This window comes from Neobacillus sp. MER 74 (assembly GCF_023714155.1).
Window position 1 is genome coordinate 469,068 of the sequence record NZ_JAMAUV010000001.1, and the last position, 25,352, is coordinate 494,419.

Consider the following 25,352-nt stretch of genomic DNA (forward strand, 5'->3'; position numbering starts at 1 on the left):
GAAAAACCACCTTATTCTTCTGAAGATTCTGCGATATATTCCTTAATTAATTCGACAAAAGCTTTAACTTGCTTTAGTTGAAAGGCTGATTCATAGCCCAAAAGCCATGTATCACGTTTTAAGGGGTGATTATTCTCATCAACAAGCGGTATTTTGAAAATTTCCCTGTCAGTTTTCGTTAATGTTATCGCCGGTAGTATGGCATAACCGATACCATTAAATGCCATTTGTTTACAGGTTTCAATTTGATCGACGACTACTGTTCTTTTTGGTGAAGTCTTAAAATTTCTCATCCACCAATCCTGAATTTCTTGATAATAATTTGAATCACTTTTAAATTGAATGAAGGGACGGTCTGTATGTAACACTTGTTCAGGACTAGTAATTTCCCTGTCAACTAAATATAACGGGTCATTAAAAAGGTGAACCTTAACCCCTTTCCAATCAGGAGTTCCCCGAATAATTCCAATATGAACTTGGTCCTCATATAAGAATTTTAAAATTTCGCTGCTCCATCCGGTCACTAATGAAATCTTAACTTGAGGGTATCTATCAATAAATTTCTTTAACACCTGCGGAAGCCAGTTTTGCCCTACAATCGAAGCAACAGCAATTTTTAAAGTGCCTGACACCCCCGATTGGAGAGAATAAATAGTTTCACGAACCTTTTCTTGCTTGGTAAGTACATCATTGACAAATTGAATAACATGTTCACCAGCAGGAGTTAGTGATAAACCTTTTTGTGAGCGAATAAATAGTTTAGTGCCCCAATCTTTTTCAATTGTTTGCAAGCGTTGTGAAAGGGCGGGTTGTGAAACAAATAGTCGTTCCGACGCCTTTCGCATATTCATTTCCTGAGCCAATACAGATAGTAGCTGAAATTCAGATAATGAGGACAAACGGACCACTCCTTAAAAAAAGCCCTGTGAAAGTTACACAGAGCTATCAATCTTTTTCGGTATAAATAATATTAATAGTAAACTAATAACAGCAAATGCAAGGACAACATAATAAACAAAGTGAAGGGAATGGGTCAATCCATTCTGTAAGATACTTCGGGCTGATTCTGAGAGTTGGTCTCGTTCAGTAGATTTTAAGAGGATATTGACATCATCCACTGAATATGAATGTCTATTTTGGCTGAAATACTGACTTAGCCGATTATTTAGGATACCTCCTAGTAATGCGGCACCAATTGTATTTCCAAGATTCCGCATAAACATATTAGATGCGGTGGCGATTCCTCTTTGTTCCCAACTAACAGTACTTTGAATCGAGACAATAAATGCTGTTGATGTTAAGCCCATCCCTAATCCTACCAAAAATGAACCCAACGCTGCCCATAACGGCCCAGATGATGCTGACATTGTCACAAAAGTTATACTGCCGATGATTAAGGACACCCCGCCAATAATTGAAGTTTTTCGATAGCCAATGGTAATTAACCATCGTCCTGCTAGAGTGGATGCGATAGGCCAGCCTATTGACATCGTTGTCAATGTAAATCCTGCGACAATAGGGGTTTGTTCCATCACACCTTGTACAAATGTTGGTAAAAAGCTGGAGATTCCAATTAACATAATACCTGTTGTAAGCGATGTTGTGTTAGCGATAAGAATTGAACGTTCTTTCCATAGCGAAAATGGCATAACCGGCTCCTTAGCACGGCTCTCTTGAAGCACGAACAAAAGGAATGTTAAGGCACAAAATGCAAATAAACTAAGTGTCTGCCATGAATCCCAAGCAAAGCGGCTTCCACCCTCCACAAGAATAAACATCAGCGAAGAGATCATGAACGTCATCAATAGCGCACCAAGATAATCTATCTCATGTTTTTTCTTACTGATATCTTCATGTAAAAACATCCAGAGACCCACTAATGAAAGAATCCCAAGTGGAATGTTAATCCAGAAAACATAATGCCAGCTAACATATTGAACAAGTAATCCCCCAACTGCTGGTCCTGTAATTGCCGAAATACCCCAAACACTAGATAGATATCCCTGAATTTTCGCTCTTTCCTCAGTAGTGTAGATATCACCAACGATGGTTGTCGCGATTGGCGTTACAGCCCCAGCGCCAAACCCTTGAATCAAACGGAATACTATCAACATTTTCATGGAAGTAGCAAACCCACATAGTATCGAACCGATTAAAAAGAATATAATACCGATTGTAAGTATTGGTTTCCGACCGAATAAGTCAGATAATTTCCCATAGATTAGCACGGTTACAGAATTCATTAATAAGTACGCAGAAAATACCCAGCTATAAAGGGTGAATCCGCCTAGGTCTGCAACTATGGCCGGCATAGCAGTGGAAACAATCGTGGCTTCAATCGCTCCCATAAACATTGCTAACATCACTGATGCTAATACTAGTGGTTTTTTTGTTTGCTTTTTTCGTGAACTTTCTTTGGTAATCTTTCCAGTAGGGATACTCATATTACCACCTCAAACGTTAAAAAAATCAAGCTCCCATTTTGGGAGCCTATAAGCATTATTTTTCAGTGTTTTGAATTTTGTTAATTATTTTATTTAATTGATTTAATAAAGTGCTTCTTGGTAATATTCCTTCAAAATAACCATCTTCTGTCTCTACACATAAAAAAGGTTGAGTAACAAGTAACTCAAGACATGTTTTAATTGATGCCGAAATCTTCACGCGTGGTACCGAGCTTTTCATAATCTCTTCTACACGCTTTCTTTCAAGTTGTTCAAACTCAATTCGCTCTAATCCTAGAATTGAATCCATAATAATTGGTGTGCTAATTAACCCATGAAGTTTGTAATGGGGATCTAACACAGGAATTGCCGTATAACCGCTTTTTGTTAAAACTAATAAGGCATGTTCGAGGTTATTCCCAATTTGCACATGCGCGACCCGTTCAGAGGGGATCATTAATTCTTTTATCGTTAATTTTAAAAATTCATCGTTAGGAAGACTGATCATCGCCGTAACTCCTCAATTTGTTTTTCTACAGTTACATTCTACCATAGTATCCAGGAGTCTGTGTTAAATTTGGTACCGTAACGTTGGAAACGTTTCCTCCTCCTGCACCATTGTGCACGACATGAAAAAGAAAGGAACCCTTAAGGTCCCTTATTGAATCAAATCAAAAATTTCAATTGTAATCATATCAATATTATCAAATTGATAACGTTTTGGTTTTTCCTTTTCATTATAGACCTCTAATTCAAATGTCTCCGTTTTCGGATGAAATGTTACTTGACACTTCCGATCTCCGTTTACTTCGAAATAGCGTTGTGCTGGTTCACCACTATTTGCTGTTTCCTGAAGATTTTTTAACCTCGTTAATATACCTTGAAGCTGTGACATATGCTTCGACTCCTTTCCAACCAAACAAACATCTACAATTATATTTCTCATTTAGCATTTTTCTATCCGAGTGGATGACTTTCACAATTTTCCAGACGTAATTAAATATGCCAATATTAAAAGAATAAAATAACACTGACCATTTGTCCAAGTAAAAATAATAAAATAGGGTAATTTTTTCTATGTGACTGAATTTTGGGTATTAAACATATAACAATCCTTTAAAGTAATTGATCGTTTTGGAATAAGTATTGATAGGCAATATCAATAAATAAATAATCATCCCCATTCATAGGAAAAGAAAAAGTACGAATGGTTTCTCCAGTTTCTATATCAGAGTATAAGTCAGATAAGATCCCTTTCCGCTCATTTCTCATTTTAATAATATTTTCTAAAAAATATGGCCGCCAGCTCCAGTTCTTATGAATGTATTCTGCTTGTTCAATCCATCCATCTATCCCTTTGAAAATATTGACAGATTTCTGGAAGCCATCCTCATCACAGACATACATCCTAAAAGCTATCTGGTCTAATTCTTTTATTAAAGCCTGAAAAAGGGTTTGAAATGTTCCATTCCTGTTTTTCATCACAATCTCTTGAACCTTAGCTTGAAAGGTTTCTGCAGTCGTATAAACAGCCTCTAATTTCTTTTTTTCATAGGAAATAAAGTCATGAAACTTATCTTTTAATCGCTCTTTCAACAAATCATGTTGAATAAAGTCAGGTGCAGGCGGATGTAAATAATATCCCTGATAATAGCGGCCGCCATTTTTCCATGCAAATTGCAGCTGATAACTCATCTCAATATTCTCAAACAAGAGGGTTGCACCTATTTTCCTTGCCAGCAGGGATAACGAATACAATACATCATTAAAATTTATTCCTGTTGATGTTGATTTTAAAGCCTGTAAGTTAATTTTCAAAATATCTGGTTCCAGCTGCCCAATCCGTTCAAAATAATGACTTTCACTATCAATTCTTGCAATGGCTATTTTTATTCCATATGTTCGATAATATTGCAGTAAGTGATCAAATTGATTTAAATCCCCAGAATAATTCCGATCAGATATTTCAAGGACAATTCGAGTGAGATTAAACCCTTTTTTTTCAAAAGAGAGCAGTTCTTGTAAGAAAGGCTCACCATGCCCGTACATTAATAAATCAGCATGTCTATTTAAAAATATACTTACATCCTCATCTAGGGTCAGTGCTTTTTCTAGCGCCATTTTAACTAATAACAAATCTACTTCGTATTTATATTCATCAGGAATTTGATCATCTTGAAAAAAGTTCCCTAAACTAATGATATTCTCTTCAGATTTATATCTCCCTAAGACCTCATAGGCAATTACACTTTGTTGATCGGCACTAAAAATCGGTTGAAAATAGGGAAATACATTTTCAAGATCCGATAGTATTTCCAAAGCATCCATCCAAGTACCTCCAAAAATTTTTTCTTATTATACCATACGCTTATGTAAAGTTTATCGTTCTTTTCCAAAAGGATACCATTATAACCGCCTAGAAACAATCATATCCTATACCCAAGTTGTATGATAAGGAGGATATGTTTTGAAAAGACTTTGTTTATTAACCATGATCCTTCCTATGTTTGGATGTAGCCATTTTGATGCTGATACCAATGATAACATTGAAATTAAACAGCCTCTCTCCGCGGTAACAGTAGAAGAGAGCACACCCAACTCTTCAGCACCTAAGTTAAATAGTACTCCTTACAATATTCACGATGTAACAGAGCAAGTGATAAATGTTAAGAATAAAGTAAATAAAAGCAAGTCGGTTACTACCACCCAAAAGAAAAAAGAATCCGTAATGCTGAATGTAGTGCTAATAAAGCAAAATCCTGAGTTACGATACGGTTGTGAAGTCACAAGTCTTGCAATGGTGTTAAATTATGCCGGGGTAAAAACAAGCAAGTTCGACCTTTACAGATCTGTTCGGAAAGATTCAGACCCGTTAATCAAATCACCAAAGGGTGATATTTTACGTTGGGGAAACCCTGCTGATGGCTTTGTTGGGGATATGACTGGCCGAAGAGCAGGGTATGCTGTGTTTGACCAACCAATGATTGATTTAATCAACCAAAAACTTCCTGGAAGAGCGGTTAATTTAACAAACAAGCCCTTCGATCAAGTATTAGAACATGTATCTGCAGGATATCCTGTTGTAGTTTGGACAACCGGGGATTACCGCCTGCCTGACCGTTGGGAGGGATGGTACCATGGGAATCAATATATTAAAACTCCCCTTGATTTACATGCCGTCGTTTTAGTAGGGTATGACACCAATTATGTCTACTTGAATGACCCCCTTTCAGGTAGAAAAAAAGTACGGGTTGGTAAACAACAATTTATATCATCGTGGAAAGCATTAAAAAGCCGAGCCGTTAGTTACCATTAGGAAAAGCAGCCAAATTTGGCTGCTTTTAAGAATATTTTATCTTTTTATGAATAAACACATACAAAGTACCTTTCCACTTGCATTATTTATCGTTTTTAATGAAAATACAGAAAGATGCTGCTTTTTTGGTAAATAACAGATAGGCTGGTAGAAAAAATGGCTAAAAAACAGACGAGGAGAACGTTTTTAAGACGATCATTTGGCTCAGTCCTTACCCTTCTTGGCTTAAGTTCGGGTGGATTTCTATATGCTAACCGAATAGAGCCTTCCTTACTCGATATACAAGAACTTCAAATAAAACATCCATTAATCCCAAAAAGCTTTGATGGGATAAAACTAGTACAATTTAGTGATACTCATTTAGGTTTTCAGTATAGTCTTCACCAATTTACTAAATTAGCAAAAAAAATTAATAGTCTTCAACCTGATATAATTTTGTTTACTGGAGATTTAATGGATGAGCCCAATCAATATACAGAAATTAATAAATTGCTGCCGATTTTAAAAAGTTTACATGCCCCACTTGGAAAATACTGCATTTTTGGAAATCACGATCATGGCGGATATGGTTCTGATATTTACAGAAATATCATGGAGAACTCTAATTTCAACGTCCTTTTAAATGAATCAGCTCTAGTTAAAATGAGTGATGGAAGCATGATCTGTTTACTCGGAATTGATGATGCGATGTTAGGGAATCCTAATTTGCCATTGGCATTAAGAAATGTACCTCAAAATACTTTTAAACTATTATTATCGCATGCCCCTGATCTTGCACAAACTGCGGCACAATATCCGGTCCATTGGCAACTTAGCGGCCATAGCCATGGGGGACAGATTAAAATCCCATTTTTGGGAGCACTTGTGACTCCCCCCTTTGGCCAATTATACCCAGAGGGTCTTTATTCAGTTGGTGATGATTCCCCCCTATCACTCTATGTGAACAGAGGAATTGGAACCACTCGTCTCCCCTTTCGCTTTTTGTCAAAACCTGAGTTAACTATTTTTACGCTTAGTAGACACGAAAAATAATCAAAAAAAAAACTCCTTTCCATTATTTTTGATGGGGAGTTTTTTTAAATTAGAAAAAGTTCTTTACAATAATGTTTGTACATTCAATTATTTATATTTTACAATGAAATTAACGTTATATTCCTTTTTCTTAATAAAAAAGGTATAATATAGATGTTTTATATAACTGAAAGGAGAACATATTTTGAATCGTGATCAGAAAGGCCCCCTAATCAATCTAAATCTAACCATCGACAACCTCGCACAAGCTATCTTTATTGTGAATCGCCATGCCAAAACAGCACCTAATCCCAAATTATTGTACAAATTAAAACAGGAAACACTTAAGAAATTAATTAACGAAGGTAAAGCGAAAAAAGTGGGTCTCCATTTTTCTGAAAATCCGCGAAATAGTCAACAGCAGTCCGATGTGCTAGTTGAATGTGGAAGGTACACATTTCATATGCCTCCAACGAAAACTGACTTTCTAAATCTACCTCATTTTGGGAAATTAGACGAACGAGTAAGAAACCCAAAAGCAACACTTTCCCTTAATTCAGCAAAAGCATTACTTCAACTTTATACAGGTATTTCAGATCTTGAGCAAATTCCACCGAAAAATAAAAAAAGCAAAACCTATCAAAAACCCATCTTCAAAAAATTAGGCGAAAGATACTCTTGAAGCCAGGTCTCCTGGCTTTTTCATTTGGCACGTCTGTCCTTTTTCGCAAAAGCTTCGTGATGATTTTGTGAACAATATCACTAAAATATAGACGTGTATTCACAGTAGATTTACAATACAGTTATAGATAAATAATTCAAAGAGGTGCTTTACCAATGAAAGGAACTGCGATTCTTTTTCAGGAGCAAAATGTTACATTTATTGAAGATGTTGATCATTCTATTTATGAAGAAATTAAAGAACAGTGTGGTTGTGAACAATGTCATTGCAAACTCGAAAATAAATTAGTTAATTTCGGTGCTGTATCACCTGTATTTTGGCACGAAGACGAAGTTGACTGGGACTATGGCTACTAAGACATTTTAATTTTTATAAACACCCCCACCCCCTAAAAACGGTCTGAGAGCTCAGATCGTTTTTTCATTCCTGTTTGGTAGAATCTTCACCCCAAAATAGTCTATAATCATTTTATACATAAAAAGAAATGAAGATTTACTCGGAAGGATGGACAATGTTGGAGCATTTAATCAATCAACGCGTAAAAAATATCGAAATCTCCGGAATTAGAAAGTTTTTCAATATGGTAGCCGATGTCGATGACTTAATTTCCTTTACGATTGGGCAGCCTGATTTTCCTACTCCAGAGCATGTGAAAATGGCCGGTATTGATGCGATTAAGCAAAACTTCACTTCATACACCCATAATGCAGGAACGATAGAATTAAGGGAAGCTGCTTGTAATTTTGTTAAAACTAAATATGGCTTGGATTATAAACCTGAATCAGAGGTTATTGTTACTGCAGGGGCAAGCGAAGCAATCGATATTGCATTTCGGACTATTTTAACAGAGGGTTCGGAAGTTCTTTTACCGGGGCCGATTTACCCTGGCTATGAACCAATTATTAATATGATGGGAGCAACCGCAGTCCATGTCGATATTCGACAAAATCAGTTTCGCTTTACTCTAGAAATGATTAAACCCTTAATTACTGAGAAGACCCGCTGTATCGTACTCCCCTACCCTTCTAACCCAACGGGAGTGAGTCTTACAGAATCAGAGTTAAGAGAAATAGCCGATTATCTTAAGAATAAAAATATCTTTATCCTGGCTGACGAAATATATAGCGAGCTTACCTATGATCAGCCACATAAGTCAATTGCTGCTTTTCTAAAGGAACAAACCATCCTCATTAATGGTTTATCAAAATCCCATTCAATGACAGGCTGGAGAATCGGCTTTTTATTTGCCCCTGATAGCATCGCAAAACATATTTTAAAGGTTCATCAATATAATATTTCTTGTGCCACTTCCATAGCACAGAAGGCAGCCTATGCGGCATTAACAACAGGTATTGATGATGCGATTGTTATGAAAGAAGAATATTTAAAAAGAAGAGAGTATGTTTACAAGCGTTTATCGGCTATGGGACTTAATGTAGTTAAGCCAGACGGTGCATTCTATTTCTTTATAAAAATCCCTGAAACCATCGCATTAAACAGCTTTGATTTCTGCCTTAAGCTTGTTCAAGATACAAAAGTGGCTGTTGTTCCAGGTAGTGCTTTCTCAGAATATGGAGAGGGCTATTTCCGTTTATCGTTTGCTTGTTCGATGGAATTATTAGAACTCGGCCTAAACCGGCTAGAACCATTCTTGAAAAACTTGAAATAGGGAAAATTCAAGACCCTCACAATGAATGTGAGGGTCTTAAGATGTAAGTATTACTGCCCTTTGTATTTCCCATTATTTTTAGGTGCTTTTTCTTTTTTTGCTTTTTCTTTATGAGCTTGATTTGCCGCTGCTGAACCTATTTCAGTGGCGAATTCTTCGTTGGCAACTGCAGAATCAAATCCCTTTTTATTCTTTTGTTTAGCGTCGTTCTTTTTCGTCCTTTTAGCCATGTTACAATTCCTCCTATATCAAGATATCTCTCATAGTTTCAAATAGATAGGAGGAATTTATTCAATCCAATTTATCACTTCCAATATTTATAAAGCGCTTGGGTACCGCTATTTTCTTCTCCTCTTTCTGCCAATTGATCATATAAAGACTTTGCCAAGGAAAGACCTGGCACTTCCATCTCCATTCGTTCTGCTTCATCTATCGCGATTTTCATATCTTTAATAAAATGCTTTATGTAAAAACCAGGTTCAAAATTTCCTGCTAACATTCTAGGAGCAAGATTGCTCAACGACCAGCTGCCAGCAGCTCCGGTGGTTATACTTTTAAGGACATTTTCAGGGTCCAGACCAGCTTTTTCAGCATAATTAATCGCTTCACAGACACCCATCATATTTGAAGCAATCGCAATTTGATTGCACATTTTTGTATGCTGACCTGCACCAGGTTTACCTTGATAGACTACGTTAGTTCCAAGAAGTTCTAAAATAGGCCGCACCTCTTCAAATGCTTCCTTTTCACCCCCAGCCATGATCGAGAGTTTAGCTTCTTTCGCTCCCACATCTCCACCAGATACTGGTGCATCTATAGCCTGGATTCCTTTTTTCTTTGCCTCCTCATAAATTCTAACCGCAAGTGAAGGAGAGGAGGTTGTCATATCGATAAAGTAACTACCTGAAGTTCCATTAAAAATTAAACCATCTTCATCGAAGTATATTTCTTCCACATCTGTAGGATAACCTACCATTGTAAATGTCACCGATGCTTTTTCTGCCACCACTTTGGGAGTTGCAGCCCAATCTGCACCTAGATCTAATAGTTCTTGTGCTTTTTCCTTTGTCCTTGAATAAACAACTAAGGAGTATCCAGCATTTATTAAATGACCTGCCATACTTTTTCCCATAACCCCAGTCCCAATAAAACCAACCACCGTATTTTCTGGTGAAAGCAACATCATCATCCCTCTCATGTTTATTTTCTTATTTATTTTAGCATTATCTATTAAAAATATCGCAAAAAAAAACCGGAGCGTCCCAATCGCTCCAGTCTTTGTGCTCCATCTCCAATATTATGCACATCTTTATTTTGCCCTTTTTCATTCCAACATAATCATAAATTACAACTCTGATGAAAAGTTTGTGAGATAGACACGTCCGAATACTTCTTGATTATTAAAGACTTCAATCGAAACCGCATTATTCTTTTCAATCATGTTTTTAAGTTCATGAATATGTAAATCTTCTTTTAGTGGAAGCGGGTCCATAAAAATATATTTTTCGCTTTTTCCTTTTACTTCTAAATATTCACCGTTTAACACTTGATCTTCGCCGTATACTATTTCTCTTTTACCAATTGCGGCTGCTAGTTTATCATCATGAATAGTTACTTTCACTTTATATAATTGCTGCCCTGATAATATATCATTGTTAATTCGAAAACGGAACTGTAATTCATTATTTTTTGTCAACAAAGCATCTGCATAACGATTGACAATTAATTCATTGGAAAACAGTAAACCACAGCCACTCATTAGCATGGACCCACATAGAACCAAGAGCAAAACAGTCATGAAACGAATATTTTTCAGCATGTAATAACACTCCCTTAATATTTTTACCATCGCCAAAATACATCGGTAATAAACGTAAAGAAAGGTTAATATAGGAAAAAACTTTTTTTAAATTGCTTTGATCATCCCTCCATCTACTAAAAATGAACTGCCTGTCATATAAGAATTAGCATCAGATAATAGGAATGCCGCAACATTTGCAAATTCCTCAGGAGTACCGTATCTCTTTAAAGGAATTCCTTCCTTGGCCTTCAATGCAATGGTTTCTCTGTCAACCCCTAATTTATCTGCGTTTACTTGATCTAAATGATTAACGCGGTCCGTGGCAATCCGACCAGGTGCAATCGTATTAATTAAAATATGATATGGAGCTAACTCAGACGCTAGTGTCTTTGAAAGCCCAACAATGCCAGTCCGGAAAGTGTTTGAGAGTATTAATCCTGGAATCGGTTCTTTAATTGAAGTAGATGCGATGTTAAGAATTTTCCCGCCTTGTTGTTTTAAATAGGGCAATGCTGCACGAATCAATCGAACATATGATAATAAATTCAATTCAAAGGAACTCTGCCATTCATCATCTGTTAATTCCTCAAACGAACCTGCAGGGGGACCTCCAGCATTGTTCACTAGCAAATCGATACTTTGAAATGTATCTGCAGTTACTTTTACCAACTGATTAATATCCTCTACATTCATTATGTCAGTTTTTTGGTAGGCTACTTTTCCCATTCCGAGAGATTCAAGCTGACTTGCTTTCTGTCTTAGCTTTTCCTCGTCACGTCCAGAAATCATAACATTTGCTCCCTCTTTTACTAAACGTTCAGCTATTGCAAACCCTAGACCCTGGCTCGAAGCAACAACCAAAGCTGTTTTACCAGTTAAATTCAACTCCATCGTGTTCGATTCCTCCTTCATAAATCTACTACTAGTATACAGGATATATTGAGGGAATACTTGGTAAAATTTCATAAAAAAAGAGACAGATTTATTCTGCCTCTTTTCCAAAAACTAGAGTGGTCTTTAAAAGGTATGTGCCAAATCTTTTGCTCTTGCAATTGCATTTTCTTTAATTTCTTGCGCCTTGTCAGGCATAGCATTATGACCTTCTACAAACAATCCTTCAAGAGAAGGAACTCCAAAGAAACTCATCATCACACTAATATACCGGTGCCCCATTTCCATCTCTGCTGCAGGCCCCTCTGAGTAAAATCCACCTCGTGCTTGTATGTGCAAGGCTTTTTTATCAGTTAACAAACCTATTGGACCTTTTTCCGTATATTTAAAGGTCTTTCCTGCAACTGCTACTGAATCAAGATATGCCTTCATAATGGGTGGAAATGAGAAATTCCATAGAGGCGTGACAAATACATATTTATCGGCACTCACAAACTGCTCACTTAACTCGTTAAGGCGGCTGACTTTCTGCTTTTCTTCTCCTGTTAGTTCATCAAAGCTTTGACCGGAACGGAGTTTCCCCCATCCGCTAAATACATCAGCATCAATATGAGGTATATTTTCTTTATACAAATCTAAATGTATAACCTCGTCACCAGAATTAACTTGTTTATAGCTATCAATAAAAGCCTTACCTACTGCCATACTATAGGATTGTGTTTCATCGTGAGGATGTGCCGTGATATACAAAACGCGTACCATTCATGCTCCACCTTTCATTTGAATAAAGACATTATTATTATCAGTTTAAAGGCAGGAAAATAATCAAAAAGGATCTGCCCGAAGACAAATCCTTTTTCTTCCATTATTTATTCATTTGTATCAAGGGAGTAAGGGTTCCGACCAATATTACTTCTCATTTCATCAGTCATCTGGAATGTTTCATTAACCAATGACTCATTTGTTGCCTGACCTAGTAGTGAACTCCCATCATAATGTACAGGTTTTTGTTCCATATGTCCTTTCACCTCCGCCATTACTACTATAGTATGTATAATTATCACCTAATATATTTCCTGATTTTGTCTATCAACCACCCAAAAGAACTTCCATAAAAAAGGGTATTTAGCATTACTTATTATACTCAAAGATCGATAATAAAAATGACAAATATATGAAAAGTCAAAAAAATATATGTATGCATAACAAAAAGACCGGCTAATCTTCAGCCGGTCTTTCTGTTTCATATATTTACTTTGTTGCAGCATTAACTGCTTCGATAACCTGATCAGTTGTTTGCATATTTAAAACTTCTTGAGCAAGCTTCTCCATATCAGATTTTTTCAAATTCCTGATTTGAGAACGAGCTTTTAAAATTGATGTAGCACTCATTGAAAATTCATCAAGTCCGAGTCCAATAAGAACTGGAATAGCTGTTTCATCTCCTGCCATTTCCCCGCACATACCTGTCCATTTTCCTTGTGCATGTGCTGCATCAATAACCATTTTTACTAATCGTAAAATGGATGGGCTATATGGCTGGTATAAGTAAGAGACACGCTGATTCATTCGGTCTGCAGCCATTGTATATTGAATTAAATCATTTGTACCGATACTAAAGAAGTCTACTTCTTTTGCAAATTGATCCGCTAAGACGGCCGTTGACGGAATTTCAACCATAATACCAAGTTCAATACCTTCAGCAACTTTCTGGCCTTCTGCAAGAAGTTTTTGCTTTTCTTCTTCAAGAATTGTTTTGGCAGCACGGAACTCATCTAGTGTTGCAATCATTGGGAACATGATTTTTAAGTTTCCATAGTTGCTCGCACGTAACAGTGCTCTAAGCTGAGTTCGGAAGATGCCTTGCTCTTCTAAACATAAGCGAATTGCACGGAAGCCTAAAAATGGATTCATTTCCTTTGGAAGATCCAAGTAAGGAAGTTCCTTATCTCCACCAATATCCAGGGTACGAACAACCACTGGCTTACCATTTAAACCCTCTAAAACAGCCTTGTAGGATTCAAACTGTTCTTCTTCTGTTGGAAGTTGATCTCTTCCCATATAGAGGAATTCAGTCCGATATAGACCTACACCCTCACCGCCATTTTCAATAACTCCTTTTAAATCCTTGGGAGTTCCGATATTGGCTACTAACTCAACATGGTGATCATCATTTGTTACAGTTGGTTCATTAACAAGCTTGGCCCATTCGGCTTTTTGAACTTCGTACTCATTATGAATTTTACGGTACTGTTCAACAAGCTCAGGTGTTGGGTTAATATGTACCTCACCCTTAAGTCCATCAACAATAACAAGATCTCCATTATTGATTTCCTCTGTCGCTGCCTTTGTTCCAACTACCGCTGGAATTTCCATTGAACGAGCCATGATAGCTGAATGAGAGGTACGTCCACCAATGTTTGTTGTGAATCCTAAGACAAATTGTCTGTTTAATTGTGCTGTGTCGGAAGGAGTTAAGTCTTCAGCAACAATAATCACTTCTTCAGCAATCATACTTGGATTAACAAGCTGCACACCTAATAAATGGGCTAATACACGCTTCGTTACGTCACGAATATCTGCTGCACGTTCCTTCATATATTCATTATCCATCTGTTCAAACATCATAATGAACATATCTGCTGTTTCCTTTAATGCAGATTCAGCATTTACTTTATCAGACTGAATTTTATCTTCAATTGGTGAATTTAATTCAGGGTCACTTAATACAAGTAGATGTGCTTCAAAAATCGCTGCTTTATCAGCTCCAAGGTCTACTTTTGCACGGTCACGAATTGCTTCGAGTTCTGTTTTAGATTTCTCTATAGCCTTGCGGAAACGGTCAACCTCAGCAGCAGCATCATCAATTGTTCTTGATTCAAAAGATAAATCTGGTTCAACAAGACGGTATGCTTTTGCAATAGCGATCCCGTTTGATGCGGCTATTCCCTGTAAAAAAGTCATTATTCTGCCAATCCTTCTTTTTTCAATGTCTCTTCAAGGCTATTTAATGCATCGTTTGCATCGTTTCCTTCTGCAGAAATGGTAATATCAGCTCCTTGGCCAACACCTAAAGACATAACGCCCATAATTGATTTTAAGTTAACTTTTTTACCTTTATATTCTAAATGAATCTCAGAATCAAATCTGCTTGCTGTTTGAACTAATAAAGTTGCTGGTCTAGCGTGAATTCCTGTTTCTGCGACTATTTTAAATTGTTTTTCTGACATGCTAATCAAACTCCTTTAGTATTTATATAAGATAAAACTTGCTTCATTAAAAATAAACATTTCTCATCATTTAGTCAACTAAATCAATAACTAACTAAAGAGTAATAGTAAAATCATTTCTTTCCAACTATTTTTTCCCAAAAAGAAACAAACATGTAATGCTTATTTACTCTGATGATAATGTTTTGATTTATACAATTGCTAGAATATCATTTTCTTCATATTCAAACAACTGAAAAAGCTAATTTATATTTTATGTCACAAATCTGTCAAAAACAATCAAAATCTTTCATTTTTTTAATAAACATAAAAAATCCTTCAACATAACTTCTACAGCATTTTAGTTATCCGGATTTTTTATTACTATATAGAAAAAGAACTCCCTATTGTGAGAGTTCTTCTGTGTCAGCCATTAACTTCTTGGCTCCTCTAGATATTGATACAATACATCTCCGCCCCTTTGACCAATCCCGCGGAAATGTTTAAAGTCTGCCCTTTTCACTAGCACCTGACGAAATTCCATAAACTGATCATTTGTGACATAATACTCAGAAAGTTCCCCTGACATGAGGCGATTCAATATATCTGTAATCATTTCTTCTGTCATTCCAAACACCACCTTCACCTGATTTTATTTTAACGCAACCGCCTTTCCTTAAGCCAGCATTGTAAATTTCTTCAGCTATATTTGAAAGCGTTTTCTATTCTTTTGTTGCCTTTTTTCTCATATAATTATATTGTTAATAAAGAATTAACATAATTGTCAAATAAAAGGCTTTACGAAACGAAAAAAGTAGTGCAAACTGTTATTTAACTGGATTTTATTTATAGTTTTTGAGGTAAAGGAGAGAGACATTATGAGAAAAGCAGAAGTTGGAAATATCATAGAATTCCGTGGTGGCTTGAAAGGGATTGTTGAAAAGGTAAATGAAAATTCTGTCATTGTCGACCTAACAGTTATGGATAATTATCGTGATTTAGAATTGGATCAGCGGACTGTTGTCAATCACAAAAACTATAAAGTTATAAAAGAAAGCGCTTATTAAAATAATAGTATCCTAGAAAAGGCAGCCCTTATTATGGCTGCCTTTTCTTTTTTGACATTAGCCAAAATAGTTATTGGCCTTTTCCAGCTTCATTTGCCAATTGCTTTTTTGTTTTTACTTTTCCATGTGGATTTTGATCTTGCTTCCGGACAGTCCATTCTCTTTCTTGTTCACTTTTTGATTTGCTCATTTCTTTCACTCCCTTCCTTTTTTATTTTTTTCTTTTCTTTATGTTCTAACCTAACGAAACCGTAAAATTTGAGATGTAATGATTTCCATTCGAAAAACTTATTTGATAAAATATATTTTATGTTTTGTAAAAAGGAGATCGCGTAATGAAGATATTCTTCCAAGACCCGCGCGTACTAATTGGATTAATTATTGCACATATACTTTTATTTTTTTCATTTCATGATAAAGTGATCTTTTGGTATATTTTTGCTGGTTCGATTTTAATCTTAATCGCATATGCTATGTTTCAAGAAGAGGTGGATGATAACGTATCCTTTATTCAGTATATTTTTCTTGGGGCACTTACCGGTTTATTATTATATAGTATCTTTTGGCTTGGGATTCGGGGAATGAAGCTCCTGCATCTACCCTATGATACAAGTCTTAGGAACCTATATAAATGGTTTGCTCCTACAATATTTTGGCAATATATTGCCCTTGTATTAGTTGCAGCCCCAGGAGAAGAACTTTTCTGGCGGGGGTTTATCCAAAAAAGATTGAGCAAAATGTTTAAGCCTGGGTTCAGTATTTTGGCAGCGTCAATCCTGTACGCTTCTGTCCATATTTATGCCGGCTCATTTTTATTAGTACTTGCGGCCTTTATTTCTGGTTTCGCTTGGGGATATCTGTACCTCTGGAAAAAAAGTATGCCTTTGGTGATTGTTTCTCATATCATTTTTGATTTGATGATGTTTATTTTCTTACCTTTGCATTAAAAAGCAGTTGCTCTCCTGAACAACTGCTTTTTTTATTTTTTGACACTTGTTGGTAATGGCTTTATCCAAAGTAAAATAAAAAAAATCATACAAATATACCCAAACAAAGGATATAAATAGGAGAGCAGCGTCCCATAATTTACAAGGCTGATTAAATAAGAAACAACAAAAATGAGTGTTACAGATAGGATTGTCGGAATAGACGAATATTGTTTCAACTGCCGATCGAGTCCAAACACATTTCCAATCACAGAGGTGAAAATTTCTCCATAAATAACTAGAACAAAAATCCAAAATAAAAATGGGGCTAAATTTTTCATGACAATGGCCATTGGGATGTTATATATTTCTAAACTAGGAAGCATGATTAACGAAAAGTGACTTGCAATTAAGATTATAGTTAAAGCAGCCCCTCCAAGAATTCCTCCCCATTTAATCGTCCAATCATCCTTCACCTCTGTAGCAATTGGCACTAAAACTGCTTGAGATAGGCCAAGATTTAAAGCCACATAAGAAAATGGGGCGATGACACTCCTCCAGCCATCATCCGCATGCGGAATAAAAAGTAATTGATCGATAAAGTGGGGCATTTGCACTGAAAAGAGCATTAAGATAAGGCTGAAAGTTATCATAAGTGGAACAACAAATGTATTAACTGCAAAAAGACCTTTTGTTCCAACTAACATGACTAAAAAGGATAAAAAAATGGTCAAGAAAACGCCGGCCGCTTTTGGCAAACCTAACTGCTCCTCAAATACAGCCCCTGCTCCGGAAAGCATGACTGCACTAACTCCAAGAAGCATAAAAAGCATAAAGATATTAATGACACGACTTGGCCATTTGCCAAACAAATACTCATTAAACTCTTGATAGGATTTTGCATTTATATGTGCAGCCATTCTCATTAATTTCGACCCCAATGAAATAAAGAGATATCCGCTCATTATTATACTTATTAAGCCAAAGAAACCAAACCGTGAAAAAAATTCAACGATTTCTTTTCCCGTGGCGAAACCAGCCCCTACTACAGTCCCTACATAGACTGCAGCTATCTGAAACGCTTGCGTCCATTCCCTCTTCACATCATCTCCTCCTTATCATCAATATATGATGATAGGGACAAACAAAGACGAGCTTTTTTTCCTTAATTAGAAAGCATTGCCAAAACATTTCTCTTGAAAGTCAAAAAAGGTCAGAGTATACTATCGACATAAGGTCAAATATAGTCAAAGTCAAACAATATTATTTCATAATTTAATAGGAGGTTATTTACTTATGCTTTGTCAACAATGTAATGAAAATAATGCAAACGTACAATTAAATATGATTATTAATGGGCAGCGTAAGGAAATTAAACTCTGTCATAAATGTTATGCAAAAGAAAAGCAATCTTTAGGAGCAGGGCTGGGTCAAAATATGAACTTTTTCCAAGGTTTCCCATTCGAAGACTTTTTCATGTCAAGTGCAGCCCATGGGAAAGATGACATCAGTCAACCTGTTACACAAACTGGTGGAAAAAGCGGACATAGCAGTTTTATAGATCAATTCGGACGAAATTTAACTCATCTGGCTAAAGCGGGATTAATTGATCCGGTAATTGGTCGTGATGGAGAAGTAAAGCGTGTTATCGAAATATTAAATAGACGTAATAAAAATAATCCTGTCCTAATTGGTGAACCAGGAGTGGGAAAAACAGCGATAGCTGAGGGTCTTGCGCAGAAAATTGCGGAAGGAGATGTTCCTGGTAAGTTGCGTAATAAAGAGGTTTACTTGCTAGACGTTGCTTCCCTCGTTGCCAATACAGGAATTCGCGGACAATTTGAAGAGAGAATGAAACAACTCATTTCCGAATTACAAGACCGGAAAAATATTATTCTTTTTATTGATGAAATCCACCTTCTCGTTGGTGCTGGTTCCGCAGAAGGGTCAATGGATGCAGGAAATATCTTAAAGCCTGCCTTAGCCCGCGGTGAGCTTCAATTGGTTGGTGCAACCACACTTAAGGAGTATCGACAAATCGAGAAAGATTCGGCTTTAGAACGACGCTTCCAGCCCGTACATGTTCTTGAACCAACACCAGAGGCTGCCATTGAAATTTTAAAAGGGATACAAAAGAAATATGAAGATTATCACCAAGTAAACTATTCCGAGCAAGCGATTCTTGCCTGTGTTCACTTGTCACATCGCTATATCCAGGACCGCTTCTTACCTGACAAGGCGATTGATTTACTGGATGAGGCTGGTTCAAAATTAAATCTTAATTCAGATTATCAAAACAATGAACAAATTGAACAACGCTTAAAAGAGATTGATGTTGAAAAAGAAGAGGCACTGAAAGGCGAGAATTATGAAAAGGCTGCTACACTTCGCGATGAAGAAGCCAAACTGGAAAAAGCATTAAATAAGGTTTCAGGTATAGAGAGACCTCTTGTGGATGTATCTCATATCCAAGAAATCATCGAAGAAAAAACAGGTATTCCAGTTGGAAAACTACAACAAGATGAACAGTTAAAAATGAAATCTTTAGAAGAAAATCTAAAGTCTAAGGTTATCGGTCAGGAAAAAGCAGCAAATAAAGTAGCGAAAGCAATTAGACGCAGTCGGGCCGGTTTAAAATCAAAACATCGCCCAATCGGTTCCTTCTTATTTGTTGGACCCACCGGAGTTGGTAAAACAGAATTAACTAAAACACTTGCCGAAGAACTATTTGGCTCAAAGGATTCGATGATCCGCCTAGATATGAGTGAATACATGGAAAAACACAGTATCTCTAAATTGATTGGCTCACCTCCTGGCTATGTAGGTCACGAAGAAGCAGGACAGCTAACAGAAAAAGTACGCAGAAACCCTTACTGCATTATTCTATTAGATGAAATTGAAAAGGCACATCCAGATGTTCAACATCTATTCCTGCAAATTCTTGAAGATGGGCGCCTGACGGATAGTCAAGGAAGAATTGTCAGCTTTAAGGATTCCGTAATCATTATGACAAGCAATGCTGGCGTAGGCCACAAGACCGTTCATGTTGGATTCGGTACAAACGAGGGGATTGAAGAAGCAAGTATCCTTGACTCACTTGGCAGTTTCTTTAAACCTGAATTCCTGAACCGCTTCGACAGTATCATTGAGTTTAATTCACTCAGCAAAGAGCATATCCTTTATATTGTCGATTTAATGATTAATGAGTTACAAGAAATGCTTACGGCACAAAAGATTGAATTAATGGTGACACAAGAAGCGAAAGAAAAACTCGCAAGGCTCGGATATCATCCAGCTTTCGGAGCACGACCGCTCCGCCGTGTCATCCAAGAGCAGCTTGAAGATAAAATAGCGGATTTTATCTTAGAGCAGCCAGAGATTAAAAAATTAACTGCTATTGTTGAAGAAGATGAGCTAAAAGTTGTTTCCCATGTTACTATGGTTAAATAAATAAAAGCGAAGCCCTTCTAGAAATTCTAGAAGGGCTTCGCTTTTTTCATTTATAGTTTTTTATCATCTACAGAGTTTAACCAATTTTCAATCACACCCACTACGGATTCTATACAACCGGCCTCAAATGGCGAGATTAAATTCGCTGCTTCAACTAACTTAGTGAATGACATACTACCGCCTAATTTACATAGTTTAACATAGTCTGCCCATGCCTCTTCTTGATTTTCTCTCGAGCGCTTCCAGAATTGAAAAGCACAAATTTGTGCAAGTGTATAATCAATATAGTAAAACGGTGAATTATAGATATGTCCTTGGCGCTGCCAGAAGCCGCCATTTTCTAAGTATTCATTCCCGTCGTAATCTTTATGAGGTAAATACTTCTTCTCAATTTCACGCCATTGAAGCTTACGCTCTATTGGGGTTGCTTCTGGATTTTCATAGACCCAGTGTTGGAATTCATCAACGGATACCCCGTAAGGCAGGAATAACAGGGCATCACTTAAATGAGAAAACTTGTACTTATCGGTGTCTTCCTTAAAGAACAAATCCATCCATGGCCATGTGAAAAATTCCATACTCATGGAATGAATTTCACATGCTTCGTATGTCGGCCAAGCATATTCAGGAATCTCAAAATGACGACTCGAATAAACTTGGAATGCATGACCAGCCTCATGTGTTAGAACATCAATATCTCCAGAGGTACCGTTGAAATTTGAAAAAATGAAAGGTGCTTTATAATTTTCAATAAAAGTACAATAGCCACCGCCAGCTTTTCCCTTCTTCGCTACAAGATCCATCAAATTATTTTCTTGCATAAATTGAAAGAATGCCCCAGTTTCTTGTGAAAGTTCCTCATACATTTGCTGCCCATTTTCAATAATCCATTCCGGAGTGCCCTTTGGAGTGGCGTTTCCCGTTTGAAAATTAAAAGATTCGTCGTAATATTTAAGTTTATCGAGACCGATTCTTTCTTGTTGGCGCGCCTTTAATTTTGTTGCAATTGGTACAATATATTCCTTAACTTGATTACGGAAATTGGCAACCATTTCTGCATTGTAATCGGTTCTCATCATCCGGTAATAACCAAGTTCAACAAAGTTTTTAAAACCTAGTTTCTGAGCGATTTCAGTCCTAACTTTAACAAGGTCATCATAAATACGATCAAACTCTGCTTCATGCTCAACCATAAATCCAAATTTCGCTTCATTTGCCCTTTTTCTCATTTCTCTGTCCGTTGACTGAGCGAACGGTTCTATTTGGGCTAGAGTTCTTTCTTCCCCTTCGAAGTCAATCTTTGCAGATGCCATTAGCTTCGTATATTCCGTTGACAATCGATTTTCTTTCTGAAGTAATGGAACGATTTCTGGTTTGAATGTCTTCAGCTGTCCTTCGGCAAGGGCAAAAAGCTGTTTCCCCCATTTTGCCTCTAATTGAGACCTAAACTTAGAATCAACCAATACTTGGTAATACTTTGTCACTAACCCTTCCACTTCAGGCTGAATTTCATCTATATAATCTTGTTCTTCCTTGTAAAACTCATCATTCGTGTCAATGGAATGACGGATATAACAAAGATTGAACATCGTACCCAAGTCATTTCTTAGTGTATTAATCTCATTCATTACCGCGTTTTGTTCATCTAGTGAAGTTGCGTTTTTAAAACTCTCAATTGCCGAATTAAATTTTTTAGTTACTTCTTCTAAATTTGGCCGTATGTATGTATAGTTTTCAAACCCCATTGAAACAACCCCTTAGTAAATTTTTCTAATATTTCCACCTATTTTATTATATACTATCGCTTAACATTCCTGACAACAAAAAAAATACGGCCAAATGACCGTATTAGAATTTACCAGCAGGTATTCCCAGCTTTTTTAACAATTCAATCGCTTCTAGTTTTTCAGATTCACTAAGCGATGACATGAGACTATTGATTTGCTCTGCATGTTCAGGGAAAATTTCCTGAATAAATTTTTTCCCGTCTTCTGTGATTTGTGCATAAGTGACACGGCGATCTTTCGGACAGGCAATTCTTCTTAACATTCCTTTTTGTTCAAGCTTGTCGACCACGTAAGTAATACTTCCACTTGCAAGCAAGATTTTCCCGCCAATTTGCTGCATGGGCTGGTCACCCTTATGATACAGAAGTTCTAGAACAGCAAATTCCGTAGGGTTTAACCCGTTTGCCTGGATTACTTTATTTACATGTTCGTTAATAGCTTTATATGCTCTTGAAAGGACGATAAAAAGCTTTAATGAATTAGCAGTTGAATTATTTTCCATAAAAAACTCATCCTTTTAGTTTTATATAAATTTCATTAATATAAGTGACCGGTTCTTATAAATATCTTGATTTCAAGATTATTATAAGGAATTTTTGACTAGTTGTCAATTTACCCAACAAAGAGGAGCTAAGAATTTTTGTTGAATAAAGAATAAATATTTCTTATTTCCCTCTTTCAATAGTAAGATAAGGTTAGCATATATTTACAACTACTTTAATAAAGAAGGGATGTTTATGAGTCAATCAGCAGTTTTACCATCACGCAAACCCAATACTTCTGAAGCAACCATCTACAAAATTTTATTTATTATTGGATTGTGCCATTTATTAAATGATGCCATTCAGGCCGTCGTTCCTGCGATGTTTCCTATTCTGGAAAAATCAATGGGCTTGAGTTTTACCCAACTTGGGATAATTGCTTTTTCCTTAAATATGGTTTCGTCCGTTATGCAGCCTATTGTCGGTTTTATTACCGATAAAAAACCAATGCCCTACGCACTGCCGGTTGGGCTCACTTTCACTTTAGTCGGTATTCTTGGATTAGGATTTGCTTCAAGCTTCGGATTGATCGTACTGTCAGTTCTGTTCATTGGTCTTGGGTCAGCGGTATTTCATCCAGAGGGTTCTAGAGTTGCCTATATGGCAGCGGGAAATCGCCGTGGATTGGCTCAATCCATATATCAGGTCGGCGGTAATACAGGGCAGGCACTAGCCCCTTTAATTACAGCATTAATTTTAGTTCCTCTAGGGCAAATTGGAGCTTCCTGGTTTACGGTTGTCGCCGCACTTGCGGTAATTTTATTAGTCTATATCGCTAATTGGTACCATCAGAGATTAATAGTTTCTCCAAATGTATTAAAGAAAAAGAAATCTAGTGCAGGAACGAATAAAGGGTTAACGAAAGAGGTAAAAACTACATTAGTTTTGATTCTGTTATTAATTTTTGCTAGAACTTGGTACACTTCTGGAATTACAAATTTTTACACTTTTTATGCAATCAAGGAATATTCTTTGACGATTAAACAGTCTCAGCTCTTCCTCTTCGCTTTTTTAGTTTCGGGAGCAGTTGGTACTTTTTTCGGAGGGCCGCTTTCAGATCGCTTTGGAAAGAAAACCATTATTACGATCTCAATGTTAATGACCGTTCCCTTTTCTATTTTAATTCCGTATACACCGCCCACGCTGGCGTTTATTTTCCTGATTATCACTGGATTTATCTTAATGACTAGTTTCTCAGTTACGGTAGTATACGCTCAGGAATTAGTCCCAGGTAAAATTGGGACGATGTCAGGATTAACAGTTGGCCTTGCATTTGGTATGGGGGCAATTAGTTCTGTAGGCCTTGGTTATATTGCAGACTGGATTGGACTGCAATCAATGATCCGATGGCTCGGAGTGCTCCCAATACTTGGTATAATAGCTTTCCTTCTTCCGACCGATAAGAAGATTTTGGAATGGAATAAGCAGGAAAAATAAAGGATGGGCACGGAGCCCATCCTTTTATTTTTCCTGGATTTTTTGATATAGTTCTTCCTTTTCCTCGTCTGTTAGCATTCTTTCCGCCATTGGGAATAAAACATTTTCCTCTTTGGAGAAATGCTCTGTTAAGATAAAGTAAGCACTTTGAACGAGCTGTGCTGCTTTTTTCATTTCTTCAATGGCCCCCGATTTATTTTCTATATTTGTAAGAAATTCGCCAATTTTGGTTTTTGCTTGGTCATGCTCATACTCCATTACAGCAATAGGTCCTGAAGTTGTTCCGATATAAACACCCATCATCGGAAAAAGAACACCTTCTTCTCTTTCGGAATGGGGGTCTAATGCGGTCTTAAATTCTTTTACACCTGTAATTAATGCTGAGAAATTAGTCTCGATACCTATTTCTTGGTCAATTTTTTGTGTCAACTCGTACATGTCATCTAATTGCTTTAATAACGGTGGATGTTCACCTTTTAATTGCTTCAGTCCTTTACTTAATTCAGCTTGGGGCATGCCTCCAAACGCACTCATACAGCCACTCATCTACAATCACCTCAATCACTTTTATTGGTACAAGTATAAAATCAACCAGTAGTCTATGTAGTGACTTTGCTCACATTTATGTAAAATTGGGAATCAATTAATGAAATTTTGTCAGTTTAATGAAAGTTCACTAATTTTTTTAATAATTTTAACATTTATCACACAAAAAAAGATTAAATGTTTCATATAATAGAGGTAGACAATTATAAGGGAGGGAAAAGAAATGAAAACCCCAAATTATCACGATTTTTATCAAAAGGCACTAATCCCCATTGGTGTAAATGACCAAATTGCTTTACAGGAATCCAGTGCATATTATGCGAACTCACCTTCAACCCATTGGCTTATTGCCGTAGAAGGGGTTCAACTCCCACAGACAAAAATATATTTTCATTGGAAAGTAAGTATATACCCTGCTGATTGTGAAGGAGACTTCGATTGGAAAAAGCCTTATTATTGTTCTCCAAACATGGAGTTAATTGATCATGCAAACGCATTTGCATCTTCTCTCGTTACAGCCGGCAAAAGCGATAAACTTTCTTCAGCAACGCTTCTAGAGAAGATAAGCTAACCC

General features: G+C 36.7%; 29 protein-coding genes. 10 read left to right on the plus strand and 19 right to left on the minus strand.

All coding sequences use genetic code 11. The annotated features are described in order from the left end of the window. Window positions 1-11: 11 nt before the first annotated feature. From M3610_RS02255 to M3610_RS02275, 5 genes are all read right to left on the minus strand, one after another. Window positions 12-899 (minus strand): transcriptional regulator CcpC, encoded by an 888-nt coding sequence (locus M3610_RS02255; protein WP_285850881.1) that lies wholly within the window; start codon window positions 897-899, stop codon window positions 12-14. 33 nt (window positions 900-932) lie between these two features. Continuing rightward, complete coding sequence (locus M3610_RS02260) at window positions 933-2,444, minus strand: MDR family MFS transporter (RefSeq protein WP_251456261.1); 1,512 nt, start codon at window positions 2,442-2,444, stop codon at window positions 933-935. 55 nt (window positions 2,445-2,499) lie between these two features. Further along, window positions 2,500-2,952, minus strand: coding sequence for a cyclic-di-AMP-binding protein CbpB (cbpB, locus tag M3610_RS02265; protein WP_251456264.1), 453 nt, complete (start codon window positions 2,950-2,952; stop codon window positions 2,500-2,502). A gap of 150 nt (window positions 2,953-3,102) precedes the next feature. Continuing rightward, window positions 3,103-3,339, minus strand: a complete 237-nt coding sequence (locus M3610_RS02270; protein ID WP_026566292.1) for a YkuJ family protein — start codon at window positions 3,337-3,339, stop codon at window positions 3,103-3,105. Between the two features lie 221 nt (window positions 3,340-3,560). After that, window positions 3,561-4,772, minus strand: a complete 1,212-nt coding sequence (locus tag M3610_RS02275) for an EAL domain-containing protein (protein WP_098572585.1) — start codon at window positions 4,770-4,772, stop codon at window positions 3,561-3,563. 139 nt (window positions 4,773-4,911) lie between these two features. On the opposite strand from M3610_RS02275, the gene M3610_RS02280 reads away from it, so the two are divergent. The 5 genes from M3610_RS02280 to M3610_RS02300 all read left to right on the plus strand — a co-directional run bounded on the left by M3610_RS02280 (window position 4,912) and on the right by M3610_RS02300 (window position 9,122). Continuing rightward, on the plus strand, window positions 4,912-5,760 hold the full coding sequence (locus M3610_RS02280) for a C39 family peptidase (protein ID WP_251456265.1): 849 nt from the start codon (window positions 4,912-4,914) through the stop codon (window positions 5,758-5,760). A 156-nt stretch (window positions 5,761-5,916) separates the two neighbouring features. Continuing rightward, the gene (locus tag M3610_RS02285) at window positions 5,917-6,792 is read left to right on the plus strand and encodes a metallophosphoesterase (protein WP_251456266.1); all 876 of its coding nucleotides are present in this window, start codon (window positions 5,917-5,919) and stop codon (window positions 6,790-6,792) included. A gap of 184 nt (window positions 6,793-6,976) precedes the next feature. After that, the gene (locus M3610_RS02290) at window positions 6,977-7,453 is read left to right on the plus strand and encodes a YkyB family protein (RefSeq protein WP_098572583.1); all 477 of its coding nucleotides are present in this window, start codon (window positions 6,977-6,979) and stop codon (window positions 7,451-7,453) included. Window positions 7,454-7,608: 155 nt separating this feature from the next. Beyond that, a complete protein-coding gene (locus tag M3610_RS02295; RefSeq protein WP_098572582.1) occupies window positions 7,609-7,809 on the plus strand; it encodes a hypothetical protein in 201 nt (66 codons plus the stop codon). A 158-nt stretch (window positions 7,810-7,967) separates the two neighbouring features. Then, complete coding sequence (locus tag M3610_RS02300; RefSeq protein ID WP_098572736.1) at window positions 7,968-9,122, plus strand: aminotransferase A; 1,155 nt, start codon at window positions 7,968-7,970, stop codon at window positions 9,120-9,122. A gap of 50 nt (window positions 9,123-9,172) precedes the next feature. Here M3610_RS02300 and M3610_RS02305 read toward each other — a convergent pair whose 3' ends face one another. The 9 genes from M3610_RS02305 to M3610_RS02345 all read right to left on the minus strand — a co-directional run bounded on the left by M3610_RS02305 (window position 9,173) and on the right by M3610_RS02345 (window position 15,651). Next, window positions 9,173-9,352: a hypothetical protein gene (locus M3610_RS02305; RefSeq protein WP_144548723.1), complete on the minus strand. Its 180-nt coding sequence runs from the start codon at window positions 9,350-9,352 to the stop codon at window positions 9,173-9,175. A gap of 74 nt (window positions 9,353-9,426) precedes the next feature. Further along, window positions 9,427-10,305: an NAD(P)-dependent oxidoreductase gene (locus tag M3610_RS02310; protein ID WP_180230037.1), complete on the minus strand. Its 879-nt coding sequence runs from the start codon at window positions 10,303-10,305 to the stop codon at window positions 9,427-9,429. A gap of 162 nt (window positions 10,306-10,467) precedes the next feature. Next, window positions 10,468-10,941: a hypothetical protein gene (locus M3610_RS02315; protein WP_251456268.1), complete on the minus strand. Its 474-nt coding sequence runs from the start codon at window positions 10,939-10,941 to the stop codon at window positions 10,468-10,470. An 87-nt stretch (window positions 10,942-11,028) separates the two neighbouring features. Next, complete coding sequence (locus tag M3610_RS02320) at window positions 11,029-11,814, minus strand: SDR family oxidoreductase (RefSeq protein ID WP_251456270.1); 786 nt, start codon at window positions 11,812-11,814, stop codon at window positions 11,029-11,031. Window positions 11,815-11,940: 126 nt separating this feature from the next. Beyond that, window positions 11,941-12,576: an FMN-dependent NADH-azoreductase gene (locus M3610_RS02325; protein WP_098572578.1), complete on the minus strand. Its 636-nt coding sequence runs from the start codon at window positions 12,574-12,576 to the stop codon at window positions 11,941-11,943. Between the two features lie 107 nt (window positions 12,577-12,683). Then, on the minus strand, window positions 12,684-12,830 hold the full coding sequence (locus tag M3610_RS02330) for a hypothetical protein (protein WP_180230028.1): 147 nt from the start codon (window positions 12,828-12,830) through the stop codon (window positions 12,684-12,686). 235 nt (window positions 12,831-13,065) lie between these two features. Next, entirely contained in the window at window positions 13,066-14,778 is a 1,713-nt protein-coding gene (gene ptsP, locus M3610_RS02335) for a phosphoenolpyruvate--protein phosphotransferase (RefSeq protein WP_251456272.1), read from the minus strand. After that, on the minus strand, window positions 14,778-15,044 hold the full coding sequence (locus tag M3610_RS02340) for a phosphocarrier protein HPr (protein ID WP_026566280.1): 267 nt from the start codon (window positions 15,042-15,044) through the stop codon (window positions 14,778-14,780). The genes ptsP and M3610_RS02340 overlap by 1 nt, the downstream gene beginning before the upstream one ends. Before the next feature lie 412 nt (window positions 15,045-15,456). After that, window positions 15,457-15,651, minus strand: coding sequence for a hypothetical protein (locus M3610_RS02345; protein WP_098572576.1), 195 nt, complete (start codon window positions 15,649-15,651; stop codon window positions 15,457-15,459). Between the two features lie 250 nt (window positions 15,652-15,901). Here M3610_RS02345 and M3610_RS02350 point away from each other — a divergent pair, with 250 nt between their 5' ends. Continuing rightward, a complete protein-coding gene (locus M3610_RS02350; RefSeq protein ID WP_026566278.1) occupies window positions 15,902-16,090 on the plus strand; it encodes a YkvS family protein in 189 nt (62 codons plus the stop codon). 70 nt (window positions 16,091-16,160) lie between these two features. Here the strand turns inward: M3610_RS02350 and M3610_RS02355 are convergent, their stop codons facing one another. Beyond that, complete coding sequence (locus M3610_RS02355; protein WP_222127323.1) at window positions 16,161-16,280, minus strand: DUF6254 family protein; 120 nt, start codon at window positions 16,278-16,280, stop codon at window positions 16,161-16,163. A gap of 145 nt (window positions 16,281-16,425) precedes the next feature. On the opposite strand from M3610_RS02355, the gene M3610_RS02360 reads away from it, so the two are divergent. Next, window positions 16,426-17,037, plus strand: a complete 612-nt coding sequence (locus M3610_RS02360; RefSeq protein ID WP_251456274.1) for a CPBP family intramembrane glutamic endopeptidase — start codon at window positions 16,426-16,428, stop codon at window positions 17,035-17,037. 32 nt (window positions 17,038-17,069) lie between these two features. Here the strand turns inward: M3610_RS02360 and M3610_RS02365 are convergent, their stop codons facing one another. After that, window positions 17,070-18,119 carry a YkvI family membrane protein gene (locus tag M3610_RS02365; RefSeq protein ID WP_251456276.1) on the minus strand — a complete coding sequence of 350 codons (1,050 nt, stop codon included), beginning with the start codon at window positions 18,117-18,119 and terminating at the stop codon, window positions 17,070-17,072. 193 nt (window positions 18,120-18,312) lie between these two features. Between M3610_RS02365 and M3610_RS02370 the strand changes: the two genes are divergently transcribed. Beyond that, window positions 18,313-20,466, plus strand: a complete 2,154-nt coding sequence (locus M3610_RS02370) for an ATP-dependent Clp protease ATP-binding subunit (protein ID WP_251456278.1) — start codon at window positions 18,313-18,315, stop codon at window positions 20,464-20,466. A gap of 50 nt (window positions 20,467-20,516) precedes the next feature. On the opposite strand, the gene M3610_RS02375 is transcribed toward M3610_RS02370, so the two are convergent. Further along, complete coding sequence (locus tag M3610_RS02375) at window positions 20,517-22,211, minus strand: M3 family oligoendopeptidase (RefSeq protein ID WP_251456280.1); 1,695 nt, start codon at window positions 22,209-22,211, stop codon at window positions 20,517-20,519. A 103-nt stretch (window positions 22,212-22,314) separates the two neighbouring features. Next, window positions 22,315-22,755 (minus strand): MarR family winged helix-turn-helix transcriptional regulator, encoded by a 441-nt coding sequence (locus M3610_RS02380; protein WP_251456282.1) that lies wholly within the window; start codon window positions 22,753-22,755, stop codon window positions 22,315-22,317. 235 nt (window positions 22,756-22,990) lie between these two features. Between M3610_RS02380 and M3610_RS02385 the strand changes: the two genes are divergently transcribed. Then, window positions 22,991-24,232 (plus strand): MFS transporter, encoded by a 1,242-nt coding sequence (locus M3610_RS02385; protein ID WP_251456284.1) that lies wholly within the window; start codon window positions 22,991-22,993, stop codon window positions 24,230-24,232. 24 nt (window positions 24,233-24,256) lie between these two features. Here the strand turns inward: M3610_RS02385 and M3610_RS02390 are convergent, their stop codons facing one another. Further along, entirely contained in the window at window positions 24,257-24,778 is a 522-nt protein-coding gene (locus M3610_RS02390; protein ID WP_251456286.1) for a hemerythrin domain-containing protein, read from the minus strand. A 223-nt stretch (window positions 24,779-25,001) separates the two neighbouring features. On the opposite strand from M3610_RS02390, the gene M3610_RS02395 reads away from it, so the two are divergent. Then, on the plus strand, window positions 25,002-25,349 hold the full coding sequence (locus M3610_RS02395; protein ID WP_251456288.1) for a hypothetical protein: 348 nt from the start codon (window positions 25,002-25,004) through the stop codon (window positions 25,347-25,349). Window positions 25,350-25,352 lie beyond the last annotated feature (3 nt).